At 33.5% G+C, this 16831-nt stretch carries 11 protein-coding genes; 5 read left to right on the top strand and 6 right to left on the bottom strand.

Features of this window, described 5'->3' with window-relative positions; all coding sequences use genetic code 11:
* Nucleotides 1-11 precede the first annotated feature (11 nt).
* From B2745_RS15520 to B2745_RS15510, 3 genes are all read right to left on the bottom strand, one after another.
* Nucleotides 12-2081, bottom strand: coding sequence for a ComEC/Rec2 family competence protein (locus B2745_RS15520; protein WP_304068520.1), 2070 nt, complete (start codon nucleotides 2079-2081; stop codon nucleotides 12-14).
* A 61-nt stretch (nucleotides 2082-2142) separates the two neighbouring features.
* Entirely contained in the window at nucleotides 2143-4155 is a 2013-nt protein-coding gene (locus tag B2745_RS15515; protein ID WP_304068517.1) for a hypothetical protein, read from the bottom strand.
* 40 nt (nucleotides 4156-4195) lie between these two features.
* Complete coding sequence (locus B2745_RS15510) at nucleotides 4196-4996, bottom strand: hypothetical protein (protein ID WP_304068515.1); 801 nt, start codon at nucleotides 4994-4996, stop codon at nucleotides 4196-4198.
* 81 nt (nucleotides 4997-5077) lie between these two features.
* Between B2745_RS15510 and B2745_RS15505 the strand changes: the two genes are divergently transcribed.
* Nucleotides 5078-6124 carry a metallophosphoesterase gene (locus B2745_RS15505; RefSeq protein WP_304068513.1) on the top strand — a complete coding sequence of 349 codons (1047 nt, stop codon included), beginning with the start codon at nucleotides 5078-5080 and terminating at the stop codon, nucleotides 6122-6124.
* On the opposite strand, the gene B2745_RS15500 is transcribed toward B2745_RS15505, so the two are convergent.
* The 3 genes from B2745_RS15500 to B2745_RS15490 are packed head-to-tail and all read right to left on the bottom strand — an operon-like array spanning nucleotide 6098 to nucleotide 8378.
* Entirely contained in the window at nucleotides 6098-6997 is a 900-nt protein-coding gene (locus B2745_RS15500) for a diacylglycerol/lipid kinase family protein (RefSeq protein WP_304068510.1), read from the bottom strand. The two genes, B2745_RS15505 and B2745_RS15500, sit on opposite strands and share 27 nt — an antisense overlap.
* 45 nt (nucleotides 6998-7042) lie before the next feature.
* Nucleotides 7043-7378 carry a MerR family transcriptional regulator gene (locus B2745_RS15495; protein ID WP_039453233.1) on the bottom strand — a complete coding sequence of 112 codons (336 nt, stop codon included), beginning with the start codon at nucleotides 7376-7378 and terminating at the stop codon, nucleotides 7043-7045.
* A 31-nt stretch (nucleotides 7379-7409) separates the two neighbouring features.
* Nucleotides 7410-8378 (bottom strand): M23 family metallopeptidase, encoded by a 969-nt coding sequence (locus tag B2745_RS15490; protein WP_026903121.1) that lies wholly within the window; start codon nucleotides 8376-8378, stop codon nucleotides 7410-7412.
* Nucleotides 8379-8544: 166 nt separating this feature from the next.
* On the opposite strand from B2745_RS15490, the gene argS reads away from it, so the two are divergent.
* From argS to B2745_RS15470, 4 genes are all read left to right on the top strand, one after another.
* Complete coding sequence (gene argS, locus B2745_RS15485) at nucleotides 8545-10317, top strand: arginine--tRNA ligase (protein ID WP_304068507.1); 1773 nt, start codon at nucleotides 8545-8547, stop codon at nucleotides 10315-10317.
* Between the two features lie 358 nt (nucleotides 10318-10675).
* On the top strand, nucleotides 10676-11362 hold the full coding sequence (locus B2745_RS15480; RefSeq protein ID WP_304068505.1) for a DUF3826 domain-containing protein: 687 nt from the start codon (nucleotides 10676-10678) through the stop codon (nucleotides 11360-11362).
* Nucleotides 11363-11635: 273 nt separating this feature from the next.
* The gene (locus tag B2745_RS15475; RefSeq protein WP_304068502.1) at nucleotides 11636-14902 is read left to right on the top strand and encodes a SusC/RagA family TonB-linked outer membrane protein; all 3267 of its coding nucleotides are present in this window, start codon (nucleotides 11636-11638) and stop codon (nucleotides 14900-14902) included.
* A gap of 10 nt (nucleotides 14903-14912) precedes the next feature.
* Complete coding sequence (locus B2745_RS15470) at nucleotides 14913-16814, top strand: RagB/SusD family nutrient uptake outer membrane protein (RefSeq protein ID WP_304068499.1); 1902 nt, start codon at nucleotides 14913-14915, stop codon at nucleotides 16812-16814.
* The last annotated feature ends 17 nt before the right edge of the window (nucleotides 16815-16831 follow it).

Below are 16831 nucleotides of genomic sequence, written 5' to 3'. Positions count from 1 at the left end.
GACTAAAAAAATTATAGGTTTATTTCTAATGCTGGTTTTCTTTTTAAAACATGGGTGTAAATTCCATTTTTTTGAGCTTGTTCTACCATATTTTCTATTTTATAATCTTTGTTTTTACCATCAATAATAAAGCTTTTTGTTTCATAAAGTTTTGCTAAGTGTGGCAAATCAAAAATTTTATCTCCACTTAAAAGTAGCCAATCATACTTGGTTTGGTCATCATCCAGATATCGTATTATTTTTAAGCTTTTACGCTTAATTTTTATTACGTTATTATAATCTTTATGGGTTTGGGTATTGATGATAGATAGTTTAGTAATTCTGCAACTATCTAAGTAAGGTTTAACAGAAAATTTATAAGTGTATTCATCAGGATTTAAATCGGTAAATAAAGTAGCTGTTCTTCCTTTTAACAGGGCAACAGCTGTATTTTTACGTAGGGTAAAGAATACTATTTTTTCTTGCTGTATGTGCTGTAAAGTATGATAGCTATGTATACCTATTAGAAGTACTGTTAACGAGCTTATGATTTTTAGCTTTAAAATAGGATGTAAAAACTTTATCAAAAGGAGCAGTAAAATGATATACATTAGGATGATTTCAGATTGATAAAGCCAAACCTGAGTGATATTGGCATAAGGAATTTGTTCTATCAAAATCAAAAACTTATTGGTGAGATAAATGGCTTGATTTAGAAATGCACCTAGGATATTCGCTAGCACATCTGAAATGGGCGCTATAAGCAAAAATCCTATGCCACCGTACATGATAATAATGGCGGGTATAGCCATGTATAAGTTACTTATGATAAAATAAAGGGGAAATTGATGAAAATAATATAAACTTATAGGGGTGGTGGCTATTTGTGCGGCTATAGATACACTGGCACATTGCCACATCCAATCTAAAATTTTGTTTTGTGGCTGGTACCAATGGTAAATAATAGGTTGTAGGTATACTAAAGCCATCACTGCTAAAAAAGATAACTGGAAACCAACATCCATCAAATTAAACGGATTGATGATTAAAATAACGAATGCTGCTACGCCTATAACATTAAAAATATTGGTTTTAATACTTTGATATTTAGCAATCAATATCAGCGAAAGCATTAAAGCGGCTCTTAAAATAGAAGGAGCAAGACCTGTTATCAAAGCATAAAACCATATTAAACCCAGCATCAGCATAAGCTTAACTATTTTTCCATAACGCAGTTTCTCTAAAGGTTTAAAAAGAAGGTTTAACAGTAAGACCACAATAGCCACATGCATGCCCGAAACAGACAAAATATGCAAAGTACCTGTATTGGAATAAGCTTGAAGAATTTGAGGATCTAAATCTGCCCGGTAGCCCAAAATTAAGGTAGAAGCAACTGCTTTAGAATCTTCATAAGCCAAATATTTTTTAAACTTTTCTACTTGTTTTTCCCTAAATTTTAAAGCAAAACTGATGATAGGATTCCCTTTTTCTGATGCTAGTTTAACCGTTTCTTTAAGGTTTATAAAGCTTTGATGATAGATTTGTTTATACGCTAAAAACCTTTTATAATTAAACTCGGCAGGATTATAAGCAGGTTCTGTATCTTTAATTTTTGATTTTATGAGTAGTAAATCTCCATACCTGTAAGGGAATTTTTTAGTAGTATCATAACGCATGGCTAACAACAGGTTGCCTGATGTTTTTAAAAGCTTTTGATTGACCACATTATGTTTTACACTAACTGTAAACCTTGCAATATCTCCTTTAAGTTTGGGTTGCTCGGTAATTATAACTAAATGATGATAAGCCTGATGTTTAGAAAAATGATGCTTTTGATAAATTTCTTTAGACGAGTTGCAAAGGATAATACCTGTAAAAATAAACTGTAGCGCAATTAAACATGCAGGTATATAATTATATTGGTAAAGCTTCAAGTACTTGGTTATAAGTAAGTATACCATTAACACAAGTATATTACTTATCCATAAAATACACCAAAAGGCATGAGGTTGTATAGCTAAACCGATAGCCAAAGAAATACCGATAATGAAAAACCATAAATACCTGAAGAATGGAATTTCTCCTTTAAAATATGCAATCATAGGATAGAAAAAATGAACAGATTTTTTGTAGATGAAAAATCAATTCATAAAAAACATGTTATTAAAATTGATACCTTATTTGAGCTCTAATTTCTGATCTTAAATTCCCATCTATCTGGTCTAAACCAGAGCCAATGGTCTCTAAATCTGTATAATGTGTAAAGCTGTATTTAAGCCAAAAATCAATACCTCGTTTTAAAGTATATCTGCCGTTTAGATAAAATCTAAATCCTTTATTTTGAAAGCCTGGGATAGAGAAACCGTATAATACATCATTTTCATAGGCATATATTCTGGTATCAAAACCTTCGGTATTGAAATAAGCTATCCTGGCATTTCCTGATAATTTAGAGCTTAGTGGATTATAAAGTACATCCTGATAAAGCAATAAGCCATAATTATTTTGAGTACTTTCTCTCTTAAACTGTGTTACTTCTGCCCGGTTTCTTAAGCTAAAACTTTTGTTAAGGGCATATTGAATTTCGAAGCGATAGTTTTGCCGTCTTACAGTTTCTAAAGTATTGATAGCTGTACTGGCGCCAGAAATATTTTGTTGTTTTTCTTCTATTCTATATCTCAGAATAAATTTAGTGGTTCTTTTTGGCGTATAAGTAAACTGGCTAAAAAGCTCGTGTCCTATAGAAGGAGCATCAACCCTAAATCTTAACCAAGGGAATTTAAATAAATCTGTATAGACGTTAAATTCATATTTTTTACCAGATTTAAACTGTAAACCTCCAAAAAATCCTCGTTCATTAAAGGCTAAACTACCTTCGCTAATCCCTTGGTTAAAATAAGAGTAATAGTCTTTCTGGTAATTTCTATGGAAAACCAAAGCAGAAATTTGTGGTGTTAAACTAGCAATGGCTCCATTAATAAAAGCTATACCCGAGTTTACACTATGGGCAAGTTCGCCAAATAAATAAATATTATTTACCGTATAACTATAGTTTGCGCCTAAATTGGTAAGTTTTCTTCCTGTAAACTCAAATTGATTGTAAACAGCATTTCCGGGTGCGAAATTCTCGCTGTAGTTAGATTGATAAGCCGTTAAACCAACCGATAATTTACGATGGTTGTATTGTAAATTGCCTCCTAATACAAATTGTCCTATTCGGTTTTTATTGGCTAACTCGTTTGGAGTACGGTGTAAACCACTTATTTGTAAAGATGTTATTTCTGATAAATTGGTGGCTGCATTTAAGCTGCTTCCGGCATCTAACCTTCTGAAAGAGATAAAAGGTGTAAAATCAAATTTTCCGAAATTTATTTGGGTAGCAAAGCCTCTAAAAAAAGAAAACTCATTAATAGAGGTATAAGGTCTTAAGCCTAAATCTTGTTTAGCGATAGAAAATAAATCGGCACCCTTACCAAAGCTTAAACCGCTCCATAAAGTTAAGCCTTGTCCAAATTGTAAAGAGAAATCGCCTAAAACTATTTTTTTAAATCTAGATACATCTTTAACATATAAACTAGCAGAGACAAAATCTGGCCCCAGCGTACGATTTTGGGTAGTCCAAAATTGCTCGCCAGCATCTTTATCCATATTTAAAGAAAACTGTAGGTTATTAAGGTAGTTAAATCTGTAACGCGTAAAAACCCGGTCTGGTGTTCCTAAATAACGTGATCTACCTGATTCTTCCGTGATATTAAAACCTGCTTGTTCTTCTAAAATGCGACCGTATCTTACAATTAAATCGCTTCTACCTTCTTTTTTTAAGTTTCTCCAACTGAAGTTTTCAAAGCCTGTAGGCGAATTAATATTGCTAAAGTTTAGTAAAGTTCTAATGGTTTGTAAATCAAAACCATCAATACTTTGAAGTTCTAAAACATCTATCAGTTTACCATTTACTGCAATATGATCTAGTAAATTACTTATTTGTAACGGGTTTAAAAATACCAATTCTTGCAACTCGTCTCTGCTGGCTTTATTAAGGTTTAATGGGTTTCTGCGATAGAAATTTAGGCGTTCAACAAGTTCGGTATAATCAAAATCTTCTGATTGATTTTCGGCTATTACTTCTAAAATATATTCAATAATAGGATCGTTAGACTGCTGTGCCTGAACTCCCATACTTAAGAAAAGAAATCCCGAAAGAAATAAAAATTTAATTTTAGAAAGCATATCCAACGGCAATTTGAGGTGAATAACCTAGTACAGGATGAGAGCTAATAGCGAAATCAAGATTTATCTTTTGATAAAGAATTCCGAAACCTCCAAACTGCTGGAAAGTATTAACAGAAGTGCCGCCTCTTAAAGCTAAGAAAGGAGCAATTTTATATTCTAAACCAGTTTTAAAATCTAATTTTCCATTCAAAACCTTTTCTACTTCTGATGTTAGCAACAATTTATCTGAAAAAGTATAACTAGCACCAATTTGATATAAAGCAGGCAGTGTGTTACTTTCTGTTTCTGTATATTGGCTTTTGTTAGGATTTGCTGCATGAGCTGCTATCCAAAAATTTTTAAAAATTTGATATTGAAAACCAACTTGAAAGCTAAAAGTATTGGTATTACCGTAATTTTGGATACTTAATTGATGATAGTTAAGCGTTAAAGCTGTAGAGAAATTTTCTCCGAAAGCTTTGGCAAAACTAAGGCTCGATTTTAGCTCTTGATATACAGGAGAGCCATAAGACTGAAAAGATGCGCCTAAAGTGTATTTTTTTAAAGGTATTGCGATAGCGGCAGATTTAGTGCTGAGTTCTTTTACAGAAAATCTGTTCTCATAAGCAAGGGCAAAAGTTATATTTTCAAGAGATGTAATACCTGCTGCATTGTTTTTAAGTGTCCAAATATCCTGAATAGCAACGCCGGCATTACCCATAGCTTGTATACGCGGACCGTTTAAGGTTTGGGTAAAAACCGTTTTAGAACAAAGTATAAAAATGAGAATGGTGTAAAATTTTATCATCCATATTAAGTTGATGGATTGAAAATAGTAAAAAGCTGATAAATAAGTGAAAAAAATCCTGATAAGGATAAAAATTTTTAAATGATTAATAATAATTTAACATTCGAGGTACTCTTAATTGGCGATTCTGGCAATATCAATAGAAATAAACCTGATGAGGCTTTAGAATTGCTGAAAAATCATTTGCCAGTACATGAAAATTCTGCGGTAATTTTTTTAGGAGATAATATTTACCCCAATGGTTTGCCAGCTTTGGATACTATTTTAAGAGAAGATGCAGAAACAGTTCTTAAAAAACACCATGAAGCTTTAAAAGATTTTAAAGGCAGGGTGATTTTTATATCGGGTAACCACGATTGGAACAAGGGAAAAGCTAATGGCTTAGCCTTTGTACTTCGGCAAGAAGAATACTTACATCAATTATTTGATGATAGATTTTCTTACCTACCACCTCAGGGTTGTCCAGGTCCGTCGGAAGTTGTTTTAAATGATGATTTGGTACTTATTGCTATAAATACGCAATGGTGGGTGCAAAAAGGAGTGAGGCCTATTGGTAAACAATATGGCTGCGATGTAGATAACGAAGCACAATTTTTTAATAAGCTAGAGGAGCTTTTAAGCAAACATCAATCAAAGAAAATTTTAGTCATAGGGCATTATCCTATTTACAGCTATTCTTTACATGGTGGCAGATATAAACTCAAACATCATTTATTTCCGTTTACATTGTATAAAAAGAAAGCCTATTTACCTTTGCCTTTTGTAGGTTCTTTATTGCCTTTGTACCGTAAATATGTGGGTGCGAGGGAAGATTTGGCCCATCCAAGGTTTAAAATCTTAAGAAAACGTTTAAAAGAAATATTTAGAAAGTATCCGGGTTTAATTTATGCTGCCGGACATGAACATAATTTGCAATACATAGAGAAATATCACAACCATTATATTGTAAGTGGCGCAGCATCAAAAGCTACTTATGTTTTAGATGGTAAATATTCTAGGTTTGGTATATCTGGAAAGGGGTTTTTTAAACTTAAACTCTATAAAAACTTAAAAATTAAAACAGAGGTTTTAATAACAGATAAAGATAACCCTATGGGCGAACTAGTTTATCAAGGTTGGATAGTCTAAATGGGCAGGAATAATTACCTGTAAAGCAGCTGGCAAACAAGTTAAATTGATTTCTTTTGTTCTGCCAATAACTTCGCCATCTATTTGCAAAAGTGTTCTTCTTTTACACCTTATGATAGCTTTTTTACAACTAATGGTTTCAAAGTATGCCGAATAATTCAATCGGTTTCTAAACATTTTTAAAGCTATAGAGAATAAATGAATCTTGGCAAAAGGTTTAACAATACAGATTTCAAAAAATCCATCGTTTAGTTTTCCTTCCGGATTAATAACAGCGCCAGTGCCATATTTGGTAGCATTGGCAAAGGTTAAAGAAACAGCTTTTACTTTTCTGGTTTTTTCTTCAGTCTCTATTAAAAAAGTTTTGGATTTGATGAAGAAAATCTCGTTAAACAAATGTTTGGCATAAGTTAAAAGTCCACGCTTACGATCTAACTGAAACCTTCTCACTATTCTGGCATTAAGGCCAACATCCGCTAAATGAGCCGATATATTTTGATTGATAAGTAATAAATCAATGGTAACGGTTTTTCCGGTTTGTAGTAATTTTATGCACTCATCCGCAGCAGCAGGCATATTAAATTCTTTAGCCATACCATTGGCAGAGCCATTAGGGATAATTAATAATTTGATTGCACTGTTCTTAATGATACTGGCTACCAAATTTATGGTTCCATCGCCTCCGGCAGCAGCCACAGTAGTGGGTTGATATTGCTGAATAGCACTTTTAATACCTTGTTCGGGATTATCTCCTAAATAATAGATGTGAAATTTGTAGTTTAATTGCTTACTTAAATCAACGATAGTGTCCTTAAGATTGGTTGGTTTATCATCACCGGCTTTATGGTTTATAATAAACAAGATATTCTGCATCGTGGGCTTTTTTACGATGAATGATAAACAAGAATCATACCCGCTTTATAGCTCTTCATTAAGGTTAAGCATAAAAGCTTTTAATTTTTCTAAAGAATCTATAATTTTTTGATTCTCAGCAACTTCATTTCTATTGCCTTTCATATAGTCTTTGGCTCCCTGTAAGGTAAAACCTTTATCTTTAATCAGGTGGAAAATTATTTTTAGGTTCTCAATATCTTCTGGTCTAAATAGGCGATTACCCTTAGCGTTTTTCTTAGGTTGCAGTATCTCAAATTCTTTTTCGTAGAATCTTATCATCGATGTGTTTACCTGAAACATATCTGCAACTTCACCTATTGGGTAATACAGCTTGTTTATTTCTTTCTCTTTGTAAGGCATTTTAATGATATTGATAAAATGAAAATCAAAATTAATCAAAAGATTGGTTTTCTCTTGATGCTACTTCTAACATAGCCATATATTCTGATGGTGTTAAATCATTAAAGAAGAAATTAATAGGATTAATAGGTTTACCACCTTTATAAACTTCATAATGTAAGTGTGGCCCGGTAGAAGCGCCTGTATTTCCAACATAACCAATAACATCGCCACGTTTAACTCTTTGTCCTTTTTTAACTTTAAACCTGCTCATGTGTGCATATTTGGTGGAGTAGCCGTAACCATGACTAATAACAACCCTATTACCATAGCCTCTTTCATTACCAACGGCTGCAATATAACCATCGCCAGTGGCATAAATAGGCGTACCAATTGGGGCGGTAAAATCCATACCTTCATGCATTTTTCTAATTTTATAGATAGGATGTATCCGATACCCAAAACCAGATATGGCACCTCTTAGTTTTCTGCTATCTACAGGTTGTACAGCCGGTATAGAAGCCATCATTTTCTCTTTGGAGTTTACGGCTTTGGCCAATTCATCATAAGATTTAGATTGTACATAAAGTTGTTTAGAAAGAATGTCTACTTTTTTAGTAGCCTCAATCATCAGGTTGGCATAATCATAGTTTTCCAGATTTTTATATCGGTTTATCCCACCAAAACCAGCATTTCTAACGTCTTTAGGTATTGGCTCGGCCTCAAAAATTACACGATAAATATTATCGTCTCGCTCTTGCAAATCATCCACAACAGCATTCAATTGCTTTAAACGATCTTGTAAAATTTCGTATTGTAGGGTTAATTGGTTAATCTCTCTTTTCAATTGCTTTTCTTTTGGCGAATCAAAAAAAGTATAAGCAAAGGCGATGATAATGAAAGAGAATACCAAAGCAGTAGAAATAAAACCAAAGGCTTTTAAAACTTTAATCCCAAGGCTAAGCCTTACCTTTTCGTATTTAAGGGTTTGGGTGTTAAAATAGTATTTTGTTTTTGCCATTTCTGATTTATGATAGCTAGCATGAATATGCGCTATCTTTCAAATTTAATTAAAATATTGAAAACGCATGAATTTATAAAAAGGTATAGGCTATGATATTTATCATTTGGGCTAAGATTTAAGACCTAAATTCGCTAACATTTAATATTTGATTATTTTTGCCCTCATGAATTTTTTACCAGCAGCCATAAGCCAAGCTTTTAAAGCTTTATTTGATATTGAAATTGCAACAGAACAGATTATTTTAGAGCAAACTAAAAAAGAATTTGAAGGTCATTTTACTTTGGTTGTTTTCCCTTTTGTAAGACAAACAAAAAAATCTCCAGAGCAAACCGCAGCCGTTATTGGAGAATATTTAAAAAACAATTACCCTGAAGTTGCAGATTTTAATGTGATAAAAGGCTTTTTAAACATTGTTTTGGCTGATGCTTTTTGGTTAAATGTTTTACAAAACGATATTGCTTCTTCAAGCTTTGGAAGTGTTTCTCCTAATGGTAAAAAAGTAATGGTAGAATATTCATCGCCAAACACCAATAAGCCATTGCACTTAGGACACGTAAGAAATAATCTTTTGGGTTACGCCGTTGCCGAGCTTTTAAAAGTTAATGGTTATGAGGTTACCAAAGCCAATTTGGTTAACGATAGGGGCATTCATATCTGTAAATCTATGTTGGCATGGCAAAAATTTGGTGCTGGCGAAACGCCACAATCGTCTGGTTTAAAAGGCGATCATCTGGTAGGTAAATACTATGTTATTTTTGATAAAGAATATAAAAAAGAGATAGATGCTTTAAAAGATGCTGGTAAAACAGAAGACGAAGCTAAAAAAGAAGCTCCTTTGATGAAGGAAGCCCAAGCTATGCTTTTGAAATGGGAAGAAGGAGATGAAGCCGTAATCTCTTTATGGAAAACCATGAACGGCTGGGTTTACGAAGGTTTTGATAGCACTTACCGTAAACTTGGGGTAGATTTTGATAAATATTACTACGAGTCTGACACCTATTTATTAGGTAAAGATATTGTAGAAGAAGGTCTTGCTAAAGGTGTTTTCTTTCAAAAAGAAGATGGCTCTGTATGGATAGATTTAACCAATGATGGCTTAGATGAGAAATTGGTGCGTAGGTCTGATGGTACTTCTGTTTACATTACCCAAGATTTAGGAACTGCACAATTAAAATACGATGAATTTGGTGTAGATAAATCTATTTATGTGGTTGGTAATGAGCAAGATTACCATTTTAAAGTGCTATTCTTAATCTTAAGTAAACTAGGAAAAACTTGGGCCGATGGTTTGTACCACCTTTCTTATGGCATGGTAGATTTGCCTAGCGGTAAAATGAAATCAAGAGAGGGTACTGTGGTTGATGCGGATGACTTGATACGAGAAATGGAAGACACCGCTAGAGAAAAAACAGAAGCCTTAGGCAAGGTAGACCATTTTAGCGAAGAAGAAAAAGCTAACCTATTCTACATGATAGGTATGGGGGCTCTAAAATACTTTTTACTAAAAGTAGAGCCTAAGAAACGTCTTTTATTTGACCCTAAGGAGTCTATTGATTTTCAAGGAAATACAGGGCCTTTTATCCAGTATACACATGCCAGAATTCGTTCTGTAGTAAATAAAGCTAATTTTAACGAAGCTATAACAGGTTTCCAAGACATCAATACTTTAAAAGAAACCGAATCTGAATTGATTCAGATACTGAGTCGTTACCCTCAAGTATTATCCGTAGCTGCCAGAGATTATAACCCGGCAGCCATTGCCAATTACGCTTACGAGCTTGCAAAAAGTTACAATAAATTTTACCAAACAGAAAGTATCTTAAAAGTAGAAGAAGAAAATATCAAAAACTTTAGATTGTTTCTTTCTTACCATACGGCATTAACCCTTAAAAAAGCAATGCGTATATTAGGTATTGATGTTCCGGAGAGGATGTAGATACTAAAAATTGGTGTTTTTTTGAAGTTTAGAGACTTAAGTCTTTAGCTACAGCCAAATTATTGGTCAAATTTTACAACTCATTAAACTATCCAAACAGTTTAAGAATCCTAATGAGCAGTAACTCATTCTTTTAATAAAATTCTAGGTTGAAATTTAAAAGCTTCATGATAGAGATCATCAGCACTATAATAGGTTGATAATGATGGAGATGATTAAGTAAATAATCATAAAATTTTAATGATAATATCCTATAAAAAATTGATAAAAATAAGCATGAATCATTTTTTATTATTGATGTACTTTGTGTAAGACCATTATAGGTAGCCAATTATCATATTTTTTTATCAATCCAAAAATGAAATTTACTTCTCTAAAATTATTGCTTTTTATTTTCCTTATGATGATAGGGTTTAATTATGTAAAAGCACAAGGTAGTAAGCAAGATAAAACTTCGTATCAGGAGATTATTAAAAAAAGGGCAGAGAAAATTGTCTCCCAATTAGGTATTTCAGATTCCACTCAGTACAAAAAAGTGACAGCTATTATAGCCAATCAATATCAAGTTATCAATCAGCATCACGAAGAAAGAAACAATGCAATGAATAAACTTAAGGCTAATTTAAAAAGTCAGAAAGTTGAACTTGAAAAACAATCTAAAGCTTATCAAGAAAAGGCAGACCAAAAGCTTTCTAAAATCCATAAAAATTATATCAAGGCTTTAGAGAAAGAGCTTAATGATGGGCAAATAGAACAAGTTAAAGATGGTATGACTTATGGTGTTTTACCTTTGACCCTTAAAGGTTATCATGAAATGTTACCAAATTTAAATGAAGAGCAAAGTACAAAAATCAAGGCTTTTTTAACAGAAGCTCGTGAGCATGCTATGGATGCGCCATCATCAGAGAAAAAGCATGCTTGGTTTGGGAAATATAAAGGTAAAATCAATAATTATCTTTCTGCTCAAGGTATAGACATGAAGAAAGCTGGACAAGAGTGGGAGCAACGCATAAAAGAGGCTAAAGAAAAGAAAAATAAGGGATGATAATATGCTATAGTATTTTGAAAAAATGCTATACAAAAGCAGTATTTTTGACCCCTATATTTGATATATAAATGTTTTAACCAATATTTTATAACCTAAATTATCATAACGTATTTGAAGATTATAAGCTACAATTCATAGGTATATAATCCGATAAAAAAGTAATAAAAATTATTTGAAACAGTAATCATACGATTTTACTGTCAGGTAGTCTTTATTGCCTAAAAAGAACTAACCAAAATCTAATAATAACCAATTGAATCAAGAAGAACTATGAAGTTATCTTTACAAAAGCCACTAAACAAACGCAACGTGATAAGGGCAGCTTGCGCTCCTTTGTTACTAGCTTTGTTTTTGCCAGCTTCTGGTGTGGCAGCAGAGCGAAACGCCGGGTTGTCACTTCATTCGGGGGCAATAAGCACATCATCCCGTTGGGTAAATGTTACCGGTACGGTAAAAGACAGTAAGGGAGAGCCATTACCTGGTGTTGCTGTAAAAATTAAAGGGACTAATACCGGTACCAGTACTGATGTTAACGGTGTTTTTAGATTAAACTTACCAACCGGTAACGAAACCTTAGTTTTTAGTTTTGTTGGTTTTAACTCTTTGGAAGTGCCGGCCGCCGGTAGAATAAGCTTCAATGTTGTAATGCAAGAGAGCGTTAATTTAATGAATGAAGTTGTTTATACCGGTTATGGCGAGAAAAAACGTTCTGAAATTGTTGGTTCTGTAGCGACTATTACTGGTCAAGAAATTCAAGATATTCCTGCTCCTAATATTGCTGGAGCATTAAGAAATAGAATTGCTGGTGTTGGCGTTAGTCAGGTTTCTGGAAGACCAGGAGCTCGTATTACCCTAAATATAAGAAGTTCAACCAACTCAGAGACAGCTGCAAGATTTGGTACTACAGATGAGCCTTTATATATTATAGATGGTATTACAGTAACACCAGAAGTATTTGAAAACCTTGATGCATCTATGGTAGAAAATATTTCTATTTTGAAAGATGCTTCAGCAGCAATTTATGGTGCTTCTGGTGCAAAGGGAGTTGTTTTAGTTACTACTAAAAGAGGAAAACAAGGCAAGCCATCTATAAGCTATAATGGATATTACGGGGTTAATGATGCGGCTAAAGAGCCAGAATTTTTATCAGCAGTAGAATTAGCTACTTTATTAAATGATGGCTATAAAATGTTAGGTACAACCACTGGAGGTATCAGGGCAAGTGATTTCTTTACTGATGCTGATTTAGAAACCATTAAGAATTTAAATTACAAAAGTTGGTATGACCAATTATGGAGTGCCTCTGTTATGCAGCGTCATAATTTAAATATATCTGGTGGTAGTGATAAAATTACATTCTTTGTAGGCGGTAGTTTTCAAAACGAGGATGGAAATTATGAAGGTTTAAAGCAAAATAGATTTGGTTTTAGAAGTGGTATGACCGCTAAAATTACGGATGGTCTTACTGCTGATTTAAACTTTAACGTAGATCAAAGATTGCTGAATAGCAAGAACCCAAGTTCTGATGCTGATCAAAACTTTTTTGAAACTATAATTTCCATGCCTCAATGGATACCTTTAGAAATTAATGGTTTACCAGTTAATATTAACAACGGTACTCCTAGAAACCCTTTGGGCGTACTTCGTTCTGGTTATTATAACAATACCAAATCTCAAGGGTATAGAATTAATGCAAGTATTAATTATCAACCGAAGTTTTTAAAAGGTTTATCTGCTAAATTTCAGATTTCTCAAGGTGGTAGTAAAGAAAACAATAGAATTTATCAGCCGCCATACAAGCTTTACGATTTTGTGAGAACTGGTAATAACTTGGCGCTTTATTCTAATACATTATTGCCAGGAGTCACTTCTGCAAATCCTAATTATGAGTTTGCTGCAATAACACCTCTTAATGCATCCATATCTCCTAGGTTAACCGAAAGAAATAGTTATCAGGGGTTTCTAACTTTAAGTTATAACAAAACCTTTAAAGCTCATACCATCAGTGCTTTGGTTGGTGGTGAGCAAACAGAAGGTAATAGTGAAGTTTTAGGAGTTAGATGGACAAACCAAATCATCCCTGAAAGAGATGATTGGTGGGCGTTTGATCCAACCAAATTAGTTATAGATAACAATACTATACTTGAAGAAACAAAAAGATCCTTTTTTGGAAGATTTAGTTATGATTTTGATAAAAAATATTTAGTAGAAGGTGTTGTAAGGTTAGATGCTTCATCAAACTTCGCTAGAGGGAACAGATGGGGCTTATCTCCAAGTATAGGTTTAGGTTGGATTGTTAGTCAGGAAGATTTCTTTAAAGACAATGTGCCGTTTATAAATTTCCTAAAGTTTAAAGCTAATTATGGTATTACCGGTGATGATAGAGTAGGTTCAAGATTTTGGCAAGAGCGTTACACAATCGATACCTCAAATGGTTATTTGTATGGTGATAACATCAATACCAATGGTTTAAATCCAAGTATTTACCCAAATGTGTTTATTACGTGGGAGAAAAAAGAGACCATGAACTTAGGTATGGAGATGTCTTTACTTAACAATAAGATAGATTTAGGTATCGAGGTTTTCAGAAACCGCAGTTATGATGTATTTGATAGAGGTAACGAGAGAATGTATCCATTATATTCAGGATTCCAAGGTCCGATTGTAAACTATCGTATATATCACAATTGGGGTTCAGAATTTAATATTGGTTATAAAGCCAATATCACCAAAGATCTAAAGCTTAACACCAGTATGAATTTTGGTTATGGAAACTCAGTAGTAGAAAGAATCATTTATCCGGCTGGAGATTTATTAGAGCTTAATCTAAATTCAGGAAACTATTTAGGAAATAAATTCGGAACAGACCCAAGAAAGTATAATTCTTCTAACATAGGGTTAAGAAGTAGAGGTATGTTTAGGACTCAAGCAGAAGTTGATGCTTTTATGGCAGAGAATCCTAACTATAAAATTTATGCAGCTATACCACAACCTGGCTGGTTAAATTATGAAGATATTAATGGAGATGGTATCATCAACGATTATGATATGGTTCCATTATTTGATAATACAAATTCATTTTTCTCAACAGGTTTATCAATAGGCTTGTCTTATAAGGATTTTGCCTTAAGCACTAATATTTTTGCAAGACTAGGAGGTAAAGTGTTTTTTGATTCGAGAGCGAGAACAGCACCATCTTTAACTAGAAATGTTATCCCTATCTGGACAGACCGTTGGACACCTGAAAATCCTCAGGAGGGTAGATTTCCAAGATTTGATGATCCCTCAATCTCTAGAAACTCAGATTTCTGGGCGGTTGATGGTACTACCATAAGGGTAAACAATATGACATTAAGTTATAAAGTACCTGCTAAATATGCTAGCAAATTAGGTTTGTCAAATGCAAAACTTTTAGCAACGGGTAATAATTTATGGACATTGGTTAATCCTTTCCCCTATAAAGATCCATATACCTCAAGTGCATATGATTATCCAACAATCAGAACTATATCTTTTGGTTTAAGTTTAAGTTTGTAAAATTAAAGTTATGATTAATAAAAAAAATATGATTAAAGTAAAAGCAATGTTTGCTTTGTTAATCAGCACTTCTATAATAGTATCTTGTGTTAATAAAGATGAATTTTTTGAATTAAAAGATAGAGGTGGAGTTGGTCCGGATTTATGGAGCACCGAAGGTACCATACAGTTACACTTAAATAGAGCTTATGATGTAGTTATGCCTCAGTTCTTATTTCAAGATCATACTACTAACAATATGCAAGGTAGATACGGTATACACTTTGCAAGTGATGAGAGTTTTTTTCCAAATGCAGATTCTTGGGCAGCTAGAGCTCTTGGTATGGGCGAACCCTTAGATAACCATAGTGTTTTCTTTACGGGTAACCTTTACACAGGTAATGCCGGAGGTAATAAATATTTTGATATTGCTAGATGTAATAATGCTATAAAATATATTCCTGAAGGTACTTTACCAAGATCTGTTTACAGACAATATTTGGGTCAATACTATGCTTTAAGAGCCATGGTTTATTTTGAGTTAACTAAAGTATATGGTGGCGTCCCACTTGTTTTAGAGCCTCAAAGCCCTGATTATTTGACGGTAACTGGTAGAGCTAGTGCTAAAGAGTGTTTTCAAACTATAGTAAGAGATTTAGACTCTGCTATGGTATTATTAGATGGTATTACTTTTCCCGATGCTACAGGTAGAGGTAAAATCACTAAGGCAGCAGCAGCAAGTTTAAAAGCAAAAGCTTTATTATATTGGGCTAGCCCGCAGTTTAATCCAAGAAATGATCCAAGGCATCCGTATGAGCAAGAAAGATGGAATGTAGCTTTACAGGCTAATAAAGAAGCATATGATATTTGTATAGCCGCTGGCAACAGATTACACAGTAATTATGCTACTCTTTTCCAGACAGAAGGTACTGCTAATCCTGAAGTAATTTTAGTGAGACCATATAACAGTTCTATAGAGAGAAGAGGGCATGACGCGGAAAGAAGAAGTCGTCCAGTTTCAGAAAATAATGGTGCTTCTCCAAACCAAGGCTATAGAGCAACAATAAATTTAATGGATGCTTATCCGATGAAAGATGGTAATGTAATTTCAACAGCTGGGACGTACAATTATGATCCTGTTATGTTTTGGCAAAATAGAGATCCTAGATTTACGGCTACCTTTGCTTATAATGGTAGTGTTTGGGAATTAAGTGGTAAAAAAGATCGTAGACAATGGACTTATGTAAATGCCATACAAGAGAGTGCTGGATGGGGTGTTTATTGTAAAAGATTTTCTATACCAAGTATAGCTTCAGGTTCTATTCCATATACTAGTAATCTTGGCGGAAACGGAATGGACTGGATAGAAATGAGATTTGCTGAAGTGATGTTAAACTATGCTGAATGTTTAAATGAAACAGGCAATATTACTTTAGCCAAAGATTTAGTAAGACAAATTAGAATGAGAGCAGGAATAGAACAAGGCGCTGCCGGTAATGATTACGGTTTAGGAGCTGCAACAGGTATAGATGCAATGCGTGATCTTATTTTTAATGAGCGTTTTATAGAGTTTGCTTTTGAAAACAAACGTAATGCTGATTTAAGAAGAATGAGAAGAATGCATTTGTTGACAGGTACCATGTCTGCAATGATTATTGAATTGCAAGGTAATGCTACCACAACAAAAAATACTTTAGAAGCGATTACAAATGCTACTACAGGTCAAAGATTTAGAGATAATTTAAATATAGAAGATAAAGCTACTTATTTAACATATTTCAAACCTTATTCTATAGTTCAGCCAATTTCACGTCCTTACAGTGTTCCAGAGTTCCATTATTTCTACACTTTCCATAATGATTTTGTATACAGTGGCGTAAATATTCAACCAACAATAGGTTGGGCTGGGGGTACATTTGATCCACTAGATTAATCAATTGTATTCTTTAA

Origin of the sequence: Pedobacter glucosidilyticus (genome assembly GCF_002483235.1) — a bacterium.
GTDB classification, from domain to species: domain Bacteria; phylum Bacteroidota; class Bacteroidia; order Sphingobacteriales; family Sphingobacteriaceae; genus Pseudopedobacter; species Pseudopedobacter glucosidilyticum_B.
Note: the sequence above shows the minus strand (reverse complement) of the source record. Positions and strands in the feature narration are given on the sequence as shown.

Bases quoted from the DNA above. Each gene is read 5' to 3' on its own strand.
- B2745_RS15520 (WP_304068520.1), bottom strand. From the start codon at position 2,081: ATGATTGCATATTTTAAAGGAGAAATTCCATTCTTCAGGTATTTATGG.
- B2745_RS15515 (WP_304068517.1), bottom strand. From the start codon at position 4,155: ATGGGAGTTCAGGCACAGCAGTCTAACGATCCTATTATTGAATATATT.
- B2745_RS15510 (WP_304068515.1), bottom strand. From the start codon at position 4,996: ATGATAAAATTTTACACCATTCTCATTTTTATACTTTGTTCTAAAACG.
- B2745_RS15505 (WP_304068513.1), top strand. From the start codon at position 5,078: ATGATTAATAATAATTTAACATTCGAGGTACTCTTAATTGGCGATTCT.
- B2745_RS15500 (WP_304068510.1), bottom strand. From the start codon at position 6,997: ATGCAGAATATCTTGTTTATTATAAACCATAAAGCCGGTGATGATAAA.
- B2745_RS15495 (WP_039453233.1), bottom strand. From the start codon at position 7,378: ATGCCTTACAAAGAGAAAGAAATAAACAAGCTGTATTACCCAATAGGT.
- B2745_RS15490 (WP_026903121.1), bottom strand. From the start codon at position 8,378: ATGGCAAAAACAAAATACTATTTTAACACCCAAACCCTTAAATACGAA.
- argS (WP_304068507.1), top strand. From the start codon at position 8,545: ATGAATTTTTTACCAGCAGCCATAAGCCAAGCTTTTAAAGCTTTATTT.
- B2745_RS15480 (WP_304068505.1), top strand. From the start codon at position 10,676: ATGAAATTTACTTCTCTAAAATTATTGCTTTTTATTTTCCTTATGATG.
- B2745_RS15475 (WP_304068502.1), top strand. From the start codon at position 11,636: ATGAAGTTATCTTTACAAAAGCCACTAAACAAACGCAACGTGATAAGG.
- B2745_RS15470 (WP_304068499.1), top strand. From the start codon at position 14,913: ATGATTAATAAAAAAAATATGATTAAAGTAAAAGCAATGTTTGCTTTG.